General features: G+C 48.2%; 17 protein-coding genes. 5 read left to right on the top strand and 12 right to left on the bottom strand.

Annotated elements, in window-relative coordinates:
* Positions 1–32: 32 nt before the first annotated feature.
* Positions 33–404 carry a GntR family transcriptional regulator gene (locus tag RA178_RS00395; protein WP_168826852.1) on the bottom strand — a complete coding sequence of 124 codons (372 nt, stop codon included), beginning with the start codon at positions 402–404 and terminating at the stop codon, positions 33–35.
* A 93-nt stretch (positions 405–497) separates the two neighbouring features.
* Between RA178_RS00395 and RA178_RS00390 the strand changes: the two genes are divergently transcribed.
* From RA178_RS00390 to RA178_RS00375, 4 genes are all read left to right on the top strand, one after another.
* The gene (locus RA178_RS00390; protein ID WP_306684059.1) at positions 498–2,138 is read left to right on the top strand and encodes an alpha/beta hydrolase; all 1,641 of its coding nucleotides are present in this window, start codon (positions 498–500) and stop codon (positions 2,136–2,138) included.
* A gap of 3 nt (positions 2,139–2,141) precedes the next feature.
* On the top strand, positions 2,142–2,876 hold the full coding sequence (locus RA178_RS00385) for an ABC transporter ATP-binding protein (RefSeq protein WP_063881864.1): 735 nt from the start codon (positions 2,142–2,144) through the stop codon (positions 2,874–2,876).
* Positions 2,877–2,970: 94 nt separating this feature from the next.
* Complete coding sequence (locus RA178_RS00380; protein ID WP_306684056.1) at positions 2,971–4,119, top strand: ABC transporter permease; 1,149 nt, start codon at positions 2,971–2,973, stop codon at positions 4,117–4,119.
* Between the two features lie 108 nt (positions 4,120–4,227).
* The gene (locus RA178_RS00375) at positions 4,228–4,476 is read left to right on the top strand and encodes a hypothetical protein (RefSeq protein ID WP_306684054.1); all 249 of its coding nucleotides are present in this window, start codon (positions 4,228–4,230) and stop codon (positions 4,474–4,476) included.
* 72 nt (positions 4,477–4,548) lie between these two features.
* Here RA178_RS00375 and mog read toward each other — a convergent pair whose 3' ends face one another.
* The 4 genes from mog to RA178_RS00355 all read right to left on the bottom strand — a co-directional run bounded on the left by mog (position 4,549) and on the right by RA178_RS00355 (position 10,293).
* Positions 4,549–5,082 (bottom strand): molybdopterin adenylyltransferase, encoded by a 534-nt coding sequence (mog, locus tag RA178_RS00370; RefSeq protein ID WP_105250920.1) that lies wholly within the window; start codon positions 5,080–5,082, stop codon positions 4,549–4,551.
* A gap of 252 nt (positions 5,083–5,334) precedes the next feature.
* Positions 5,335–6,294, bottom strand: a complete 960-nt coding sequence (locus tag RA178_RS00365; protein WP_306684053.1) for a carbohydrate kinase family protein — start codon at positions 6,292–6,294, stop codon at positions 5,335–5,337.
* 104 nt (positions 6,295–6,398) lie between these two features.
* Positions 6,399–8,795 (bottom strand): TonB-dependent receptor domain-containing protein, encoded by a 2,397-nt coding sequence (locus RA178_RS00360; RefSeq protein ID WP_306684051.1) that lies wholly within the window; start codon positions 8,793–8,795, stop codon positions 6,399–6,401.
* A gap of 277 nt (positions 8,796–9,072) precedes the next feature.
* Positions 9,073–10,293 (bottom strand): MFS transporter, encoded by a 1,221-nt coding sequence (locus RA178_RS00355; RefSeq protein WP_212601157.1) that lies wholly within the window; start codon positions 10,291–10,293, stop codon positions 9,073–9,075.
* Between the two features lie 261 nt (positions 10,294–10,554).
* Between RA178_RS00355 and gtfA the strand changes: the two genes are divergently transcribed.
* On the top strand, positions 10,555–12,033 hold the full coding sequence (gene gtfA / locus RA178_RS00350) for a sucrose phosphorylase (RefSeq protein WP_212601158.1): 1,479 nt from the start codon (positions 10,555–10,557) through the stop codon (positions 12,031–12,033).
* 114 nt (positions 12,034–12,147) lie between these two features.
* On the opposite strand, the gene RA178_RS00345 is transcribed toward gtfA, so the two are convergent.
* From RA178_RS00345 to RA178_RS00315, 7 genes are all read right to left on the bottom strand, one after another.
* Entirely contained in the window at positions 12,148–13,179 is a 1,032-nt protein-coding gene (locus RA178_RS00345) for a LacI family DNA-binding transcriptional regulator (protein WP_131524537.1), read from the bottom strand.
* A 92-nt stretch (positions 13,180–13,271) separates the two neighbouring features.
* Positions 13,272–14,735, bottom strand: coding sequence for an MFS transporter (locus RA178_RS00340; RefSeq protein WP_306684048.1), 1,464 nt, complete (start codon positions 14,733–14,735; stop codon positions 13,272–13,274).
* A 45-nt stretch (positions 14,736–14,780) separates the two neighbouring features.
* Positions 14,781–15,245 carry an NlpC/P60 family protein gene (locus RA178_RS00335; RefSeq protein WP_105250911.1) on the bottom strand — a complete coding sequence of 155 codons (465 nt, stop codon included), beginning with the start codon at positions 15,243–15,245 and terminating at the stop codon, positions 14,781–14,783.
* Between the two features lie 136 nt (positions 15,246–15,381).
* Complete coding sequence (locus RA178_RS00330; protein WP_306684045.1) at positions 15,382–16,119, bottom strand: sulfite exporter TauE/SafE family protein; 738 nt, start codon at positions 16,117–16,119, stop codon at positions 15,382–15,384.
* A 235-nt stretch (positions 16,120–16,354) separates the two neighbouring features.
* Positions 16,355–17,599: an L-lactate MFS transporter gene (locus RA178_RS00325; RefSeq protein WP_306684043.1), complete on the bottom strand. Its 1,245-nt coding sequence runs from the start codon at positions 17,597–17,599 to the stop codon at positions 16,355–16,357.
* A 107-nt stretch (positions 17,600–17,706) separates the two neighbouring features.
* Positions 17,707–18,438 (bottom strand): LytR/AlgR family response regulator transcription factor, encoded by a 732-nt coding sequence (locus RA178_RS00320; protein ID WP_105250908.1) that lies wholly within the window; start codon positions 18,436–18,438, stop codon positions 17,707–17,709.
* Complete coding sequence (locus RA178_RS00315; protein WP_287478759.1) at positions 18,432–20,105, bottom strand: sensor histidine kinase; 1,674 nt, start codon at positions 20,103–20,105, stop codon at positions 18,432–18,434. Before RA178_RS00315 ends, RA178_RS00320 begins: the two co-directional genes overlap by 7 nt.
* Positions 20,106–20,387 lie beyond the last annotated feature (282 nt).

The following is a 20,387-nucleotide window of genomic DNA, read 5'->3' as shown; positions in this document are numbered from 1 at the left end:
CCTTTTTATGCTATTTATCGGTACATTACTTTCTAATCTTGCCAGCGCTCATTTAGCAATTGCAGCAACTCAGGCAAACTGACACCTAACTGCTTTGCCTGCGACAACAGGGCATCGAGCTGGGGTTCGAGCAGGCTAATACCCGATGCCATAGTCTCAGTTCGCAACGCAACTTTTGTCGCTTGGCCACGGCGGCGTTCGAGCCAACCTTGGTCAACCAGCTGTTGAATGGCGCGGGAAACTGTCATGGGATTCACCGCTAAATGCTCAGCAATCTGGCGCACTGAGGGTAATACGTCTTCCACTTGCAGTTGACCGCCCACAATTAAACGCACGACTTGTTCGTGTAATTGTTTGTAAATGGGTTCACCACTGCTGGGGTTGACATTTAAAAGTTCTAACATTAGCCTTTACACACTGTATTAATACATTGATACACTGATACACTGGTATTTAAATTAACACACTCGTCCTGAAATGCAAAAAGGAAAGCGCGCATGATAGATAGCATGACACACAGGAAGTTAAGCAACACAGTTCAACGCCTTGTGCCAACTCAGCCACGCCATGGTGCGACTAGTGCCACATGGCGCACGCGTACTTTGAGAATGAGCGCCCTCATACTGGCAATGGCAAGTTCGGCGACGTGGGCGAGTGATGTTAAAAGCCAAGAGACACAAGCGATAGCTGATATAGCTAGGAACATGGCGAATGACACCGACACTTGTTATGTGGAAGGCGTATCCGATCGTCTAAACTGCGGTTTTGTGACTGTGCCAGAAAACCCTAACAAACCCGATGGCAAACAGATCCAAGTGCATTACGTTGTTTTGCCCGCGGTGAAAAATGCCAACCATCAAGAAGCCTTACTGGCGATTGCCGGCGGCCCAGGACAATCGGCCATAGAGAACGCGGCGGGTTTCGATGCCATGCTGAGCAAAGTTCGCCAACAGCGGGATATTTTACTGATCGACCAAAGGGGCACAGGCCGTTCGAATGTGCTGGCCTGCGATGAAGGGGCGCAATCTCCGCTGTCCTTCGATGACAATAATGTCGATACCTTAGCCGAAACGCAAAAATGCTTAGCCAAAATCGATGCCGACGTGACTCAATACGGCAGCCTCAATGCGATTAAAGACTTCGAAGCCGTACGTGCGCACTTAGGCTATAAAAAACTGCATATTTACGGCATCTCCTACGGCACTCGCATGGCGCAACTTTACATGCGTTTATATCCAGAGCACTTAGCCACAGTGACCTTAGACGGCATAGTGCCCATGCAGCAAAGCGTATTAGAAATTGGCTCGGCAATTGATCGTGGCTTCGACTTATTGTTTAAGGATTGCCAAGCAACCGCCGCCTGTAACAGTCAATTCCCCGAGTTAAAAGCGGACTTTGAGCGAATCGACGCTAAGCTCGCCACAGGCCCTGTGATGGAAAACGTTTACGATCCCGTCACGGGCGAAAAAACCATGTTAACCATGACGCGCGATAAATTCTCTGGCTCGATCCGTATGGCACTCTATCAAGCCAATGTGCGCGCCCTCTTGCCCCATGCGATTCATCAAGCATCGAAAAACAACTTCCAACCCATACTCGGCCTATATGCCCTCACTATCGACAATGCTGGCATGGCGATGGGCATGCACGCATCTGTGGTCTGTGGCGAAGATATGCACCGCATTACCCCAACCATGCGCGAGCAGGCCAAAAAATCCTTTATGGGCAGAACCATGCTCGAAGGCTTAGAGGCGACTTGTTCAGTATGGAAAGTCCCCGCGGTCGATGACAGTTTTAGCGAACCCATTAACAGCAACATTCCGACCTTGTTGTTATCCGGCGAAATCGACCCCGCCACCCCACCAAGCTGGGGCGAGTTAGCCATGGAAAAACTCACCAATGCCAAGCACTTTGTCGCTCCTTATGCGACCCACGGTGTGGCCTATCAATCCTGCGCCAATAACCTGATTGCCGATCTCGTTCGCTCGGGCTCAGTCAACGATCTCAACGGCAAATGTTTGAACAAAGATGTGCGCCGCAGCTTTTATTTAAATGCCAGCTCGGTAGAACCGCTTAATGCGACCAGCACAAAAACCACGACAACAGATGATCACGCCAGCACTGGAGCTAAGGAATAAGCCATGATTAAAGTATCCCATCTTTCCAAGCGCATCGGTGACGTGCAGGCGCTGAATGACTTAAGTTTCGTCGCACAAAATGGCCAAATCACAGGACTACTCGGCCCGAACGGGGCAGGTAAAACCACCTGTTTACGCACTATCTTTGGCCTGCTGAAACCCGATAACGGCAAGGCTGAAATCGAAGGCATAGATGTCGCCATCGACCCTATTGGCGCTAAGCAGCAACTCGGGCTATTCCCCGACCCTTTTGGTCTGTATGAACGCTTAACACCACGGGAATACATTCGCTATTTTGCCGAGCTAAGCGGCTTATCATCCAAGGAGGCCAAGGAAGCCACCAGCCAAGTGATTGCGAAATTGCGCCTCGAAGACATTAGCGATCGCCGCTGCAAAGGCTTCTCCCAAGGACAAAGAATGAAAACCGCCCTCGCACAGGCAATCGTCCACAGCCCGAGCAATATTATCCTCGACGAGCCGACACGTGGGCTGGATGTAATGAGCACTCGCCTATTGCGTGACATTCTTATCGACCTTAAAAATCAAGGACATTGCGTGCTGTTCTCTAGCCATGTGATGCAGGAAGTCGCCGCGCTGTGTGACCAAGTGATCGTCATGGCCCAAGGCAGAGTCGTCGCCATTGGCAGCCCAACTGAGCTTTGCATTCAAACGGGCAAAGACTCGCTCGAAGAAGCCTTTATTCAACTTATCGGCACGGATGAAGGGATAGCGGCATGATGGCTCAGCAAAGATTACACCCGCTGGTTTTAACCTTTAAGACCTTGATATGTAAAAGCGTGGCATTTAAGAACATGGTTAAAGGAATGACAGCATGAATACAATAATCGCTATGGTTCGTAAAGAACTCATCGATGCCGCCCGCGATAAGCGCTCTGTAATGGCGGGTCTCTACTATGCCATCGGTACGCCGCTGATCATGTGCGGCCTATTTATGGTGTTAATTGGCCAGCTAACCAGTCCTGATGATTTGAAAATCACCATTAAAAATCCCGATAAAGCACCGGATTTAGTAAGGTTTTTATCGAATAAAGGCATCACTCAAGGCGCAGCCGATGGCTCTGACGCCAAAGACCTTAAAGCAATAGAACTGATCATCAGCACCGACTATGCCGCGCAAATGAACCAAGGCAAAAGCGCTGAGATCACTATCGTGGCCGATAACTCTGAGGAGAAACTGCAGAACTCGATTCGCAGACTCGAGAAACAACTGCAGGCCTACAGCGCTGAAATGGGCAGTTTACGTTTAATCGCCCGCGGTATTGACCCGCGCGTGGTGCAACCGCTTAAAGTGAATGTGCAAGACAAAGCCACTACAGACTCTAAGGGTGGGATGATCTTAGGTATCGCCATTTTCACTATGATCTACTCGGTATTTATCTCGGGGATGAACCTAGCGATCGACACCAGTGCCGGTGAGCGCGAACGTAACTCCTTGGCCCTGCTACTGAGCCATCCGCTGACCACTCGCCAATTAGTACTGTCAAAAATTATTGCGGTGAGCCTGTTCGCTTTGCTCGGTTTAGTGCTGATCTTGCTGGTGTCTAAAATCGCCTACGCCTTTGTGCCATGGCAGGAATTAGGCTTTAGCGTCAACATCACCACGGAATTTATGGCACTGATGTTAGTGGTCGGCATCCCCGTCGCGTTAATGGCCGCTTGTCTGCAACTGTTTGTGTCTTTTATGGCGAAAACCTTTAAGGAGGCTCAGTCCTATCTGACTATGGTGCTATTTGTGCCCTTAGCCCTGTCGATGGCCGCCAGTTACAACATAGCGCCAGATATGCTGCAGTGGTTGCCCGTCTCGGGTCAGCAACAGGCATTAATGGACTTTATCAAAGGTAAAGACTTGCCCATGTTGCAGTTACTGGTTTCGACCTTAGGCACACTCGCCATTGCGGTATTGCTCGCCTTTGGCATGGAAAGGTCACTCAAGAGTGAAAAAGTGATCTTCGGTTTATAGGGCGCTTCGATTGATAAACTTGGGGACGATAAACTTAAACCGACAAACTTGAGGGCGATAACTAAGTCGCTCCCAAGTTGAAAAACTCAATAGCTACGGGAGTTTGTTATGGAAAACGAATTTGTCTTAATGGTGATTATGGTCACCTTCATTATTGGCCTCAGCGCCACTGAAATGTTTAAACACTATCTAAAGGCGCGCCAACTTAGAGTGGGCACCGCAGACGATAGGCACCTTGAGGACAAAGTGACTCAACTCAACCTACAAAACCAAGCACTAATCGAGCGAATACAAATACTTGAAAAAATAGTGACAGAGCCAGAGTACGAGCTAAAGCAGCAGATTAATCAGTTATGAACCCTAAGCTCCTCAAACAACAAAGCCACTGGATTTTCAGTGGCTTTATTTTTTTACAGGCTAGATAGAAGCTTACTTAGCCTTAGGCCTGAATGCTTTGATAACCGACTCATTGCACTCTAAATACGGGCCTTCCATCAAGTCGATACAGTAAGGAATGGCGGGGAACACGGCATCTAAACATTCGCGAATCGATTTGGGTTTGCCGGGCAAATTCACAATCAATGAATCGCCACGTAACCCTGCGGTTTGACGAGACAAAATGGCGGTAGGCACAAATTTTAATGACTCAGCGCGCATCAACTCACCAAAGCCCGGCATCATGCGATCGCAGACGGCTTCTGTCGCTTCTGGGGTGACATCGCGTTTCGCTGGACCAGTACCGCCCGTGGTGACAATTAAACAGCAATCCTGCTCGTCGGCCATTTTGATCAGCGTCGCTTCAATCACATCCTGCTCATCGGGGATCACTTGATAAATCGGCTCCCACTCGCTGGTGAGATAGTCGTTGAGCGTGTCGATAATCGCCTTGCCTGAGATATCTTCATAAATTCCCGCGCTGGCGCGATCGCTGACCGTCACAATACCGATTTTTGCTTTGCTCATAGGAAATCCCCAATGATGTTGAAATGAAACATGCCGAAGTGAAAATTGTCGACATCAAGCATGGAAGAAGCCGCTACAGCTTCGACCTTAAGCCGCAGCTAAAATAGCATAAATGCTCAGGAAAGGGGGCGACTAAAACGTGATGGGGTTCGCGCTATGCTATTGAAAGGTGGCGGGCAGAAAATCTACACGAGAAGAATCCAAGGAAACTCAACAGGCTCGCCTTGGATATTATCGTTAATACAGTAAGGATTAGCTGACCTGCGCTAACGTAGGTAAGGAGGGAAATGCGCCTTTTTGCCCGCAGGTAATCGCGCCGCAGCGAGTGGCAAATACCACCGCCGCCTCTAAGTGTTCTTTACTTTCGAGCCTTTGTTTCAAGGTTAAATGGCCTAAATCGTATTGCAGATCTAAACCTAAGGCGAACAGAAAACCTGAGATAAAACTGTCGCCTGCCGCCGTGGTATCGACGGCTGAGATTTTGGGGACGGGTACGCTAAACCTTTGCTGCCCTGTGATGCATTGCACTGGATTGGCGCCATCGGTGACCAAAATCACCTCAACACCTTGGGCGAGGCAAAACTGCAGATAATCTTCAAAACTCTTATCCCGCGCTAACGCTAAATAGTCCGCTTCTTCGCGGCTCATTTTCAGCACTTGGGTGTAACGAAAACACTGCTCAACCCGCTCGGCCAGCAAGGACGTATCCTGCCACAGGGATAAACGCAGGTTCACATCGAAACTCACTAAAGTCGCGAATGCATTGGCACAACGCGCACCATAAAGGCTAGTGTTAAAGATGGCGGTTTCAGTAAAGGTATTCGAGCAAAGATGAAAGATATCAATTACCTGCCATGGAATACTGTCGAAATGCTGATTGCTGTAACGCATATCGGCGGTGCCATTTCGATTGAACTCAAAGGTGCGTTCACCCTGTTCATCTAAATTGACCAGCACAGTCGCGGTAGCAGCGCCCGGCACTTCGGCAAGATAATCGGTCGCCACGCCCTGATCCGCTAAGGCTTGTTTTAACATAACGCCATAATGGTCCGCACTAATGCCACCGGCAAAATAACTCTTACCGCCGAGTTTAGCGTAACCTACGGCCACATTAGCGGGTGCGCCACCGGCAATAGGCTGATGATGTTTGCCTGTGGCATCGGTTGGCAGCAAGTCTACTAACACCTCACCGAAACTGAGTAATACCGTCATTTCCACTCCAACTTTGTATTCTATATTCTGCATTCTATATCAGGCAAAAAGCCCACTTTCATGGGCTGTTTTGGGCTTAGCATTATTTTTGTCGCAACATCCGCTTAGAACTCGTATTTAAGCGTCGCACTCGTGGTGCGGCCATTAATAGTACGGGCACGGATGATATTGTTATCAGGGATTGAGCCTTCTTCCGCTTCAGTAATACCCGTGACATTAAACAAGTTGTTGACGTTTAAAGACACACTCATGGCTTCGGTCAGATTGTAAGTCGCAAAGGCATTTACTTGGTTGTAGCCGTCGAAACTTAAGTCGTTATTATCTTGAGCATAAGAATCCGTGGTACCGATTAAGTTAACGCCCACTGAACCTTGGTCAAAGTTGTAACGGCCCATCAAAGAGTAGATAAAGTCAGCCTGTCTTCTTGGGGTGTTACCCACCACTTCTGGCGTTAATGCATCTTTAGCAATCTCAGCATCGGTCCAGGTCAGGTTGCCTCTAAAGTCGAAGTCACCGATAAAATAGGCCGACTCGATTTCGATACCTTTGGCTTTGTACTTACGGTCGAAGAAACGTTGGCTTGTGGCTTCAAAGTTTTGCTCTTCGGTTTCAGAGTAGAACGCCGTCGCAAACACAGACAAATCATCGTAACGGTACTTAACACCTAACTCGTACTGATCAACGATATCAACCGCATCTTCCTTCGCCACTGAACCATCGGCACGCACTTTACCAAATAACAGACGGTCGGCATTGGCGCGGCCACCGTGACTCAAGCGACCGAAGGCGGCTAAGTCACTGGCAAATTGATAGTTAGCACCTAGTGAGTAAGACGTATAGCTCCAATCGTAATTCACTGGCTGAGGGTTCGCATTATCGATGGAAGACACGCTCTGCTCAGGGATTGAAATCATTCCATCAAGATTCATATCCACTTGCGATTGCACGCTACCTGCGTAGTTACCGCTCGCATCACCGCTGTCATAACGCACACTGGCATCAAGTGACAAGTCACCAAAACTCGAGGCTAACGCGAGGTAAGGCGCTTTAATGCTGTAGTCGGTATCGTAATTACGTTGGCAACAATTTCCCCAGTAAGGTACGCCATAACCATAGAGCCCATTGTCAGAATACGCCGTGCCATCGGCGGCAACCACATCTAATAGTGCGGCATTATCGCCTTTGACTTCCATCAAATAAGAGTTCCACATCCAGGTCATGCTGATGTTTTGCACCGCATTGTAGTAACCTAAGGTCACGCTGGTATCGTCGAAGGTTTTAGTCAATTTCAGGTCATTTACGATTGAGCCAAAGTCATTCATCTGCACATCAAAGGTATTAATACGCATGGCTAAACCGTCCATCTGACTACCAGAATTAGGTCCATTGGTGTAAATCAACTTAGCGCCAGTGCCAGCAATACTGGTCGCGATATCGCTACCGTTTGCCACTTCGGCAGGAAATGGCGCGATAAAGTTACCGCTCACATCGGAGAAACGGAAACGGTTTTCTACCTGCCAATCGTTACCTAAATCGAAGGATGCTTCTAAGCCGACAGAATCAACCACTGGATTCATGCCATCGCGCATATCGCCACGACGACGTTCGCCATCGGCACCTAAGCTCAAAGTTGACTGGAAATACGCGGATTGAATCGCATCGGATTTCGCATCAAAACCTGGGATTGAACTGCCATCCGAGTACATAGGCATAGGTAAGTAACCAATGCTTTTATCATCTAAATGTTTGAAATACAGACGAACATAACCCTTATCGAATTCTTTGGTTAAGTTAGCTTTGATCTGGCCGCCTTTGTTAGCGTTATAGCCAGCATCGCGTGGGCCTTCGCCCGTACGCACAAAACCACCCACATGGAAACGCAGGCTGTCGTTGATGCTAGTGCCGTATTCAAAGTCGGTACGGAAGGTATCGTAATCCAGCCCTAAGGTGGTAGCCACACTGCCCGAATCCGAAGTACCGGTTTTACTGATCACGTTGATAATGCCGCCAGGGGCATTACTGGCCGCAGTCGATGCAGAGCCGCCACGGATAGATTCAATGGTTTGCACTGTTGAATCTAAGCGTAAAAAGATGTCTGCGTTACCAAAGGCGATATCGCCAAACTGTAGGATTGGCAAACCATCTTCTTGAATTTGCAGGAACTTAGCACCACCAGACGCCACAGGTAAACCACGCACAGCTATGTTAGCGTTACCTTCACCGCCAGTAGACTCGACCTTCATCCCCGGAATAATACGGAATGCTTCGGCCGATGAACGCGGCGTACTCACTTCAAGCTCAGCCAGTGACACACTGCTGACTGACACACTCGAATCCATAACACGAGTGCCACGGGCAACCCCAGTCACGGTAATTCTTTCTAAACCTAACGCGTCTTTCTTAGCTTCTTCCTGTTGTGGTGCGTCGGCTGCCCAAAGGTGAGAACTCACCAACACGGCCAATGTACTTAACAAGAATTTCTGTGATGTGCTTTTTATCATTTTTATGTCCCCACCCATATTTGAGATGCAGCCCTATCTCCCCATAGCTACATCTACCGAATTGTGATTAATCGAAGAACCATCTTAGTGATTGTTCAAGGTCATATTGAACTTAACCCAAATCAACTTAATCGATTAAGTTAACAAGTTAGCAACTTAGCAACAAAAAGCAAGTGTGTTTTTTGCACAATTTTGGTTCACACTCTGGGTGAATTAGGTCAAAGTATTGATTAATTGAAGAAATGTGACAGAAAAATATTTTCTGTCACAGCCCAAATTAGTGCGCATCGAAAGTTAACAAATGACGGGCAGGATCTTTCACGAGATTAAATCCGCTCAGAAGGCACAACAAAATGGCAAAACCAGTGGCGAGGTAGAAGCCATATTTAACATGGCCGAAAATATCGCCCACTAACCCCATCAACAAGGGCCCAACGGCGGCGGACACGGCAGTAAAAAACAGAATCACCCCAGCCACAGAGCCATGCTGATCTACGGGGAAACAGCTAATCCCCTTAGAATTAAGCGTGGGATACATCATGGACATAAACAGCCCAGACAAGGGCAACAAGACGACGGCCGCTTCAATGCCGTAGATCATAGACCCAAGATAACAAGCACTTATCGCGAAGCTAAACCAGAACATCACTTGCTGCCATGGGAAGCGATCGAGCACCCAACCACCTAAAAAGCGCCCACCCGCACGCAGGGTAAAAAAGATCGTCAAGGCATAAGCGGCCAGTGTGGTGTAATCGCCTTGATAGCTTTGCAACAAGGTCGGCATCCACACGTAAATTGCCACTTCGGTGGCAACGTATAAACCTATCGCAAGCGAGAACCCTAATGCATAAGGGTTTTTCATCATCTTAAAGGTGCTGGCAAGGTTAATGGCATCCGTCGAGGAACGTTTGATTTGCGGATAATCCGCCCGATAAGCTAACCAACACAGTACTAAACAGAAGCAACCCGCGCCAAAATACAGATACTTCCAAGAGACGCCGCTGATCAGTAAATAACTAACGATGGCCGGCCCTATCATGGCACCGACACCAAAGTAGCCCTCTACCGTATTCATAGTGCTCGAATGCTGTTTTGAGGAAGTCGAGATATCGCCAATAAGCCCCAGCGCGCCGGTTTTAAAGACGCCAATCGCCGTGCCGACAAAGGCGAGTAGGAACAAGAAATAGTAAAACGATTCCCCCAGCGCGAACATGAAGCAGGCGAGCGCGAATAACAATAACCCCAATAGAATGGTTAACTTACGCCCTATCTTATCCGCCAAGAAGCCTAAAAACAGTCCACTCACCGCGATAAAAATCATCGGCATATAATGGAAGGCACTGGCCTGCGACATGGACAAACCAAACTGGGATATCAACTCAGGAATAATGACGCCCACGGCATCAGAGGTCATAGCGAACATGAAAAACATTAAATATGTGAGTACCCGAATACGGGTATGATTGCGGTTATCGCAACCTTTTGAATCACTTACCATACCATTTCACCTTATCGTTATTATACCTACTCGCTCTCAGCAGCTCAGTGACAGCATGCTGAAAAGGTTTCGGCTTTTGTGTACAGCAGTGAGCCAGCCTCCCCCAAAACTTGAGACTAACTCAAAAATCCAACAAACCACTTGAATAATGTTTCATATTGGTTAAATATACAACTTAATCGATTAAGTTTAGTTGTGCAATCAATTAAAGGATTGCCATAAACCTTTACTCTAAAAAGACAACTCAAGCGTGGGCAAAGTATGAAAAACCAAGTGCAACTGATCACCTATGTCGACAGAATTACCAATGCCGGGCTCAAGGAGCTCAAAGCACTACTCGATGACGAGTTGCAAGGTCTATTCGGCGGCGTGCATCTTTTGCCTTTCTATTTTCCCATTGACGGCAGTGATGCGGGCTTCGATCCGATAGACCATGTACAAGTCGATTCACGCTTAGGCAATTGGGATGACGTTAAACGCATTGGTGATGATTACGACATCATGGCAGACCTTATCGTTAATCATATGTCCGCCGAGTCACCCGAATTTAAAGACGTACTCAAGCACGGTAAGCAATCGGCTTACTGGGATTTATTTTTAACCAAAGACAAGGTATTCCCTGATGGATTAAGCGAGCAAGATCAAGCCGCTATCTATCGCCCACGTCCGGGAAGTTGTTTTAGCACTTACACCTTAGCCGATGGCTCGACCGAAGAGTTTTGGACCACCTTTACCCGCAATCAAATCGATATCGACGTTCATTCCACCGCAGGTAAAGATTATTTAAACCGAGTGCTGGCGCGTTTCGACCACAGTAAAGTGAATCTGATCCGCTTAGATGCGGCGGGCTATGCGATTAAAAAGCCCGGCACTAGCTGCTTTATGATTGAAGAGTCCTTCGAGTTTGTGGATAAGTTAGCCCAGCAAGCCAATGCGTTAGGTATGACAACGCTGGCCGAAATTCATTCGCACCACATGACTCAGGTCGAGATCGCCAAGCGGGTCGACATGGTGTACGACTTCGCCCTGCCACCGCTCATCTTGCACACGCTGTTTAGCCAAGATTGCCAAGCCTTGACCCATTGGCTGGAAATGGCGCCACGCAACTGCATTACCGTACTCGACACCCACGACGGTATCGGCATTATCGACGTCGGCCCTATGGATGGCTTGCGCGGATTATTGACCGAAAATCAAATCGATAATTTGGTTGAAACCATACATGGCAATAGCAAGGGCGAGAGTCTACAGGCCACAGGCGCGGCCGCCAGCAACGTCGATTTGTATCAAATCAACTGCACCTATTACGATGCACTCGGCCAGAATGACCTCGATTATTTGATGGCGCGGGCGATTCAGTTTTTCGCACCAGGGATTCCGCAGGTGTATTACGCGGGTCTGCTGGCAATCCCGAACGATATGGCGCTGCTTAACCGGACTCACGTCGGCCGCGATATTAATCGCCCTTATTTGAATCGTGAAAAAGTGCAGCAAGCCATGCACAAACCTGTCGTTAAGGCGCTAACGAAGCTGATTAAACTGCGCAATAGCAGCTCAGCCTTCGATGGCCGCTTTACAATGGCATCGGCAGAACGCACATTAACCTTGTCTTGGACAGCGGCCGATTCGCAGGCGAGCCTCACCCTCGACTTTGCCAATAAAGATGGCCAAATCATCCTTTTAGATAAGCAAGGTAAAGAGACACAAGTGTCGTTATCAAGACTGCTGGCTCAAGCATAAGCTTGCGTTCCTGTTCGGGCTTGAGCTTAGGTTTAAGTTCAAGCTAAGCGACATAGTTTTTAGATAGCAAAAAGGCGCATTGAATGCGCCTTTTTTAGTTAAAAGATGTAGCGATTAGCAGCTCTTACCGAGGCGTAATTCATAGCCCAAAACTTCCGCATGCACCGCATCACTGACAAACATTTGCGCCGCTTTTCGGCCCTTCTGCTCAGAGTATTGATAGACGGTCGTTAACGGCGGATTTGAACGTGTGCCTTCATCTATGCCATCAAAGCCCACGACTCGCACATCTTCGGGAACACTCAGCCCCATGGCCTGCGCCTCACCGAGCACACTCAAGGCGATTAAGTCACTCATACATAAAAATACATTCGGCCGCGGAGTCGAGTTCAGCGCTTCTTTTGCCGCTATCGCCGCATAGTCGGCATTGCTCTCGGGGATATTCCAAATGCGGTCCGGCCCCAGAACAACGCCCACTTCTTCAATCGCTTGCAAGTAACCCTGTAATCTTTGATGGGCAACAGAGGTGTCGATTTCTAACAAATTCAAATCATAAACACGGCAAGTTAAGTGGGTATCGAGCAAACGTAACCCTAAAATGGCGACATTGTCTGCGGGCGATTGCAATGCCAGTTTTGCCACTTCATAGGCGGCTAACTTATTGTCTATGCTCACTGATGCATTGCGGTGGATATCAAAATCGACCGTGACGACCTTTTTCTTTACCTGCTTTAACTGCTCGGCTAACAGGGCATTGCGCGGGCGACCATAACAAATAAAACCATCCACAAAGTCGGCCACCGCATTCACGCTGTCTGAGCTGCCCGAAAACAGCAGCAAATTGAGTTTTTCTTGCTCCAAGACAGAGGCTACGCCCTTCATAAATTTACTGGCGACGGGATCGGACACCATGTATTCCACGCTGTCCGACAGCACCAAGGCAACAGTATCAAACTTGCCCTTACGTAGGGATTGAGCCGCTTTATTTGGTCCGAAATAACCCAACTTAGTGCAAGCCGCTAAAATTTCATTACGACGTTTTTCAGATAATTGATCGGGGCGATTAAACGCGTTAGATACAGTGGCATTAGAGACACCCAACTCATTGGCTATGCTCTTTAGGGTCCAGTGTTTTGTTATTGTCATGCTTATGTCCTGGAATCGAATAAGGCCACAAAAATACGGCTCAGCGCAAATAGTACACGGCTTAAATGGGTCGTGCACCTGCAAATCTAGGCTTACTGCGCAGTTTCGTTATCATGATCTTTTAATGCCGTCGCAGGGGATAAAAAACCAACTATCGCGGCGCACAATGCCACACCCGCAGCGGCCATAAATCCATATTGGAAGGCGTGATGCACCACCTCTGTCGGCAGAGTTTTAATGGTGGCGATGCCAAGCTCTGAACCCTTGAGTGGTAGCAGACTATAAAGCAGCACACTAAATAACGCAGTGCCGATAGCGGCGCCCATAGAACGACACAGCGACACCATGGCCGTGACTTGACTGAGTCGCGCCTTGCCCGACACGCTCTGCACCACGAGCTGCACACTCGGCATCACAGTCCCTAGCCCTATCCCAACCAACACACCTAAGCCGCCGATCACATTGGCATTAGGCGGCACAAAACTAATCAATAACAAGCCGATAAAAGCTAAGCTCATGCCAAAGGTCGGTAACCACTTAGGCGCGACATCTTTGCTTAACAGTCGGCCCGCAATCGTCGAGCCAGTGACGATACCGAAGGTCATAGGCAAGAGCAGCAAACCGGTTTTGGCGGGATTAGTGTGTAAGCCCACCTGCAGATAAATAGGCAGGAAGAAAATCATCGCAAACAAACAGGCCGCAAACAACGCCGCCGTCAACAGTGGCATATACACGGCCTTCTTCGCCAGTAAATCTAACGGCAGAAACGGGCTAGCCAATCGCCGCTCCCACAATAACAAGCCTAAAATGCCGAACACCACAAAAACGGCAAAGCCTAAGCTGGTCACAGAAAGCCAAGCAAACTCTTGCCCCGCCATAGATAACCAATACAACAGCGCGGTGATAATAGCCGGAAACAAGACCACGCCCACTAAATCAAACTTGCCTTGGCGAACGGGTTTAACGCTGCGCTTATGTAAGCCATTGAGCCGCCATACGGCCAGCATAGCCAGTGGAATATTCGCCCAAAACAGCCAATGCCACGAATAGGCATGCACCACAATACCGCCAATCACAGGGCCGCCAACACTCGCTAGGGTAAACATAGCAGCAAAATAGCCTTGGAAACGCGCCCGCTGCCGAATGGGAACTAACTCGCCAATCAAGGATTGAGACAAACTCATCAAGCCGCCACCGCCCATGCCCTGCAAGATACGTCCAGCGATCATGTGGTCCATAGTACCCGCACTCGCCGAAACGATGGAGCCCAGTGCAAAAACCACTAAGGCGATCATCAGGATTTTCGCGCGACCGAAGTTATCCCCTAACCAGCCATAAATCGGTACAGAAGCGGCCATCGCCAGCATATAGCCGATAGTGATCCACGAGGCTTGGCGCAGACCGCCAAGATCTTCAACTATGGCAGGCGTCGCCGTCGCGAGTAAGGTTTGATCAACCGCGGCCAAAAACATGGGCAAGAATACGGCGGAGAAAATGGCGAGAAAAACAGAAGTAGGTAAAGGGTCACTCTGGGATAACGCAGGCTCTAAGGACATATTGTCTCCGCTAACTTATAAGCCCAAGTGCATAAAGAAGATATGTTAAATCCGCCGTGCATTCCAATACTTAGACGCCCAATAACTGTTGTGCAGGCTCGAAATCTTCACCCCTTGGCTAGTGGAAACGTGGAGAAAATTATCGCCTCCTACATAAATGCCGACATGGTGTGTGCTCCAGCCCGTCTTGAAAAATACCAAGTCCCCCTTGCGCAGTTGATTTCTCGGCACGGGTTTACCTAAGGCTTGTTGCTCTTCGACTGTGCGCGGTAAGGTCATACCCAACATCTTCTGATAGGCGACAGACACAAAGGCCGAGCAATCTATGCCACGCTTAGTGCCACCACCAAGGCGATAAGGCACTCCGCGCCATTCAGAATGCAGTTCGGAGATATTGCTATCATTCCAAACCGTAGCGGGTTCAACTTGCTTTACCACAGGCTTAGGTTCTGGCGCGCTAGCACAAGCGCCAAGGCCTAAGGCTAAGATAACTATCAATAATCGTTTCATAGCTTCAAACTCATTGCAGGCAGATTTCACAGTAACGTAATTTTGAGTTTTTATCAGGTAAATTCAGGGCGGCTGGGGAGCAAAACGCCCCAACACCCGCGCACTCTAGCAGACTAATATAACCTAAAGCTTAAAACTATAACGCCGTCCACAATAAACGCACACCCACCAGCACCATTAAAATCAAGATGATGCGTTTAAATAAACTATCGTCAATTTTATCTTGAATGAACAAACCTAACTTTACCCCTAACCATGCAAGCGGCACCAATAACAGAGAAACGATAATATTCTCTTGGTTGATCTGCCCAAGCAAACTGTAAGGAACAAGTTTAACCAGATTCACCACCGCAAAAAACACCACGGCAGTGGCTAAAAACTCTGCCTTGGCTAAGCGCAACGGCAACAAATAAGCGTTGAGTGGCGGCCCGCCCGCATGGGCAACAAAACTCGTAAATCCGGCGGTTAAGCCACACAAGCGCCCAACCAGAGGTGAAGGTGATGCTTGAGTTTTATCCCCAAGGATCAAACCATACAAACCAAAACCTAAGGACACACAGCCTAGAATCACCCGTAAGTAATCTTCGTTTAATCGATCGAACAACAGATAAGCGATAAAAATTCCCACAATCGCCGCGGGTAAGAGGATCCATAAATGACGCGGATTATGTTGCCCCCACCAGGAACGAACACTTAAAAAATCCATATAAATCAGCAGTGGTAACATGACTGCCGCCGCTGTAGCAGGGCTAATGGCCAGCGCCAATAGCGGGACAGTTAAGCCGCCCACGCCACCCGCAAAACCGGATTTAGAAATCCCAGTAATCAATACTGCGGGTATCGCCACCAACCAAAAAAGAGGGTCCGTTAACATCAACACATCCTGAATAACGCTTTAAAGGTTATCAAGTTACCTGTTGTTGGTGTGATAAAAAAGAGGCAGCACAGAGCTAACATCAAAAGTGCAATCACATAGATAAGTCAGCGAGCCTTAAATGAATAACAACCTCGCCCATAAAATACGGGATAAAAAGTAAAAAATCCGCAGTCATTTGGCTGCGGATTTTTTATGTTAGCTTTTGGCTAAAGAGGAAAAGCTTAGCTTGCGCCTATGCAGATTCGGCCGTCATATTCACTAAGCGAGGCGTACTCTTAGTCGCTCTCTTAGCTGACGCAGGAGTTTTGGGCTCTGGCATACGAATGGTTAATGACATGACTAACGCCACCACCAGCAACACTAAAATCACATTAAAGGTTGCAATAAAGCCACCAAATAACGAGGCGACAATCGAACCGATAATGCTGCCGATACCGAAACCTAAGTAGATAACCCCATAGTTTTTAGTCAGGTTATTCAGGCCGAAGAAGTCGCTCACCAATGAAGGATAAACAGTGATAGTACCGCCAAAACTAAAGGCAACGCAGGCAACCGCAACGAAGAACAGGTTAGCATTCAAAGGAATGAACAACAGTAACACCATACCGACTAAGGTGATGATCTGCGCCAGTGAAATAACGCGAATGCGGGGGATTTTGTCCGACAGTATACCCAGCACTAAACGACCACTGAGGTTTGCCATAGCAATCACAGCAACAGCATTGGCGGCGACCAGTACAGGCAAGTCGACCATCTTCTCACCGATATCTTTAGCCACACCAATCACATACAAACCACTCATACAGGCAGACAGGAACATCAGCGCTAGCATCCAGTATTGCGGCTTACGCATGGCTTCTGCGAGGGTGAAGTCGCGGCTTTCGGCTTGCTGACTTGCGGCAGATTGTGCAGGCGCATCTTTCATCAACATACCGCCACACAAGACCAACGCCATGGCGATCAGGCCCCACAGTTGGAAGGTGGTTTCAAGGCCAGTGTTTTCGAGTAACAGCACGTTAATGTATTTAAATCCGAGGCTACCTAGACCATAAGCACCAATCGCTAACGCCGAAATCAGCCCTTTGCGTTCGGGGAACCACTTCACGCAGTTAGACAAGGTCATCAAGTAGCCAGTGCCATCGGCAAAGCCCACTAAAATCCCTGCGCACAGGTAAAGCATCATCAAGTTACTGGCTTGAGCAGTGAGTAAGAATCCAACGCCGAGTAACAGGCCTGCGCCTAAGGTGACATTACGTACGCCAAAGCGTTCCTGTAATTTGCCCGCCATGGAAGATGCCATGGCCAAAGACAAACTCAGCAAACCAAACACAAATGCCACTTGGCTGACGGGTTCGTCGAGCTTAACGGCCAACTGCGCATTGAACAGGCTCCAAGTGTAAACTGAGCCGAGTGCAAACTGGGTGATAATAGTACCAACTAAGGTCAGGTACCGAGTACGGTTCATCTCTTTAGTCATGATGCATCTCGCTTTAGGGGATCAGGAATTGAGTCCACTATAAGAGAGATGCGATTCGCGCCGATCAATTAAGGCATGAAATACAGATCTGCAGGAATGAATGACAATTACAGCCTCATCAGCTGTCGAAAAGCCTTAATATTACTACGGCTAACGGGCACCTCGAACGACAAATCATGCAACCTAATCAGGTAAGTACTATTGAACCAAGGCACGATTTCGCGGATCTTGTTGATATTGACGCAATAGGAACGGTGACAGCGGAAAAAGCCCTCGGCGGGCAAGCGGCTGACAAACTCACTGATGGTCATCTGCATCACATAACGGTCGGTGCGGGTGTACACATAAGTGAGTTTTTCATCGGCCTCGGCATAATAAATTTGCTCGCAGGGCGTGACGATAATCCGCTCACCTTTGACTAAATTCACGGTTCGACTAGTGTTGCTCGCGGCCTCATGTTGCGGCTTTGGTGCTTGCCGCCCCACCTGTTCAATCTTCTGCAATAAGCTGATGATCCGCGGTTCATTGTAGGGCTTGAGAATATAATCGAAGGCTTCGAGCTCAAACGCTTCTACTGCAAATTCTTTATAGGCAGTCACAAACACCACATGGGGAGGATGGGTCGATTTATGCAGATTCTTCGCCAACAAAAGGCCGTCGATGGACGGTATTTGGATATCCAAAAACACCACATCGACCTCGTGATCCTGCAAATATTTAAAGGCCTCTAAGCCATCCTCGAAGCTAGCCACTATGTCTATCTCACTGTGGCTCTTCACTAAATACTCTAGCTCCTCACGGGCAAGATATTCATCTTCAACTATGATGGCTTTTAACATACTTGCGCCTCATTTTCCGGTAAGTAAAAACTGACTTCAGTCCCCGGCTCGAGCCGTTTAAGCTGCAAACCTTCGCCGTACAATAACTTCACTCTCTGGTGCACATTCATCAGCCCGATACTGCTGCTTTCTACACGGCCAGCAGCTACACCATCAATCACCTCTTGGCGGATCCCATAGCCAGTATCGCGCACGGCGACGCGAATGCCTGCATCGAGTTTTTTCACTTCTATCGTCACTCTACCCGGTGCACTACGCGGCTGAATGCCGTGCAAAATCGCGTTTTCCACCAGCGGCTGTAACAAGAGGCAAGGTACACAAAAATGCACATCGTCGACATCGAAGATCACTTCAAGCTTGTCGCCAAAGCGCGCCTGCTCAATCGCCACATAATCACGGACTTGTTTCACTTCTTCTTGGATATCAATCAGCTCATCGCCTTTAGCCAAGTTATAGCGCAGATAATCGGCCAGATTAGCAATCAACTGTCGCGCCTGCTGTGGCCGAATACGGATCAAAGAAGAAATCGCATTGAGGGCATTAAATAAAAAATGTGGATTAATCTTGCTCTGCAACGCCGTAAACTCCGCCTTGCGGGTCATCTCTTGCAGTTGCTCGATACGCGACACTTCCATCTGGGTCGAAATTAGCTGCGACAAGCCCACAGCCATCTCCCGCAACGAGCTAGTGATACGATAGGTATTGCGATAGTAAATCTTCAACGTGCCACTCACAGTGCCGTTTTCGCGCAGCGGGATTATTATGACCGAATGAAAATCCGATAAATGATATTGGCGTAAGTCATTGTTAATAATGTTTTGATCTTGCTCTATCGCCCTTTGAGTCATTTCGCTAATCGCTTGATGACCATCGACCTCGTAGTAATCTTTACCAACGCCCATATAGGCTAATACATCGCGAGTATCGGTAATCGCCACGGCATCGGCATGGATTTCATTACGGATCACAGCGCACACTTGCTCTAAGGCATGGCGGTCAATCTTGCGGAAAAAGGGTAAGGTTTTATTAGCAATATCCAGCGCGAGCTTGGCCTGCTTAGCGGCAATCAACTCTTTCTCATCGTCGAGGTCCTGCACTAACTTAATAATCAGTCCGATACACACAGTGCCCGCAATCATGGGATAGGCAATGTGACTCACTATCTCAACGCCCACCTCGTGTGGCTCTGTCAATAACCAAATCAACAACATGGTCAGCGTTTCGCACAACATGCCCGCCGCAATGCCATAAATCCACAACTTAGATTTGGGACATTTGTAATAAATCCACGTCGCCATAAGGCCGGCAATAATGCTAGCGATTAAACACGGAATAGAAGTATCACCATCCATATCAATAAGATATCGATGCAGCCCCGACAGCACGCCCGCAGGAATACCAACCCAAGGGCCAAATAGAATCCCGCCAGAAATAATTGCGATAATACGCACGTTGACCAACGCGCCTTCAACCTCAATGCCGGTATAAGTACTAAACACTGCAAATAAGCAAAATATCGCCGCCACAGAAACCAACTCTGCGGGGGTATGATTACGCTTTTGGAATAAACGCTGAAACGGTCGAGTGCGAGTTAAAAAGAACAAGGTCATCAGCATCAAGGCCGCCCGTTCAAATACCGCCAGTAACATCATTTGATTTTCGAGCACGCTTTCTCCTTGATCTATCACGCTGAATCACAGCCCAACGTTATATTTACCAATGATATATTTATGAGTGTTAAGCCTGTACGCTGAATGGATTAGGGTGAAGACAGGCTTTGCCGCCAACACAAGCTCCCATAAAAGATAGACTCGATTTTGCAGATCCAACGTAAGACATGGATGATAAAAACCACCGAGCCCCAAACTTGTCAAACACTCGTATTTAGGCTCGAGTAAAACATCAAACGCTAATGCCCACATAAATACAGGCTTGCTAAAGTAAAGGAC

The organism is Shewanella oncorhynchi, from assembly GCF_030848765.1.
Lineage (GTDB): Bacteria > Pseudomonadota > Gammaproteobacteria > Enterobacterales > Shewanellaceae > Shewanella > Shewanella oncorhynchi.
This window is presented reverse-complemented; position numbering and strand designations above follow the sequence as displayed.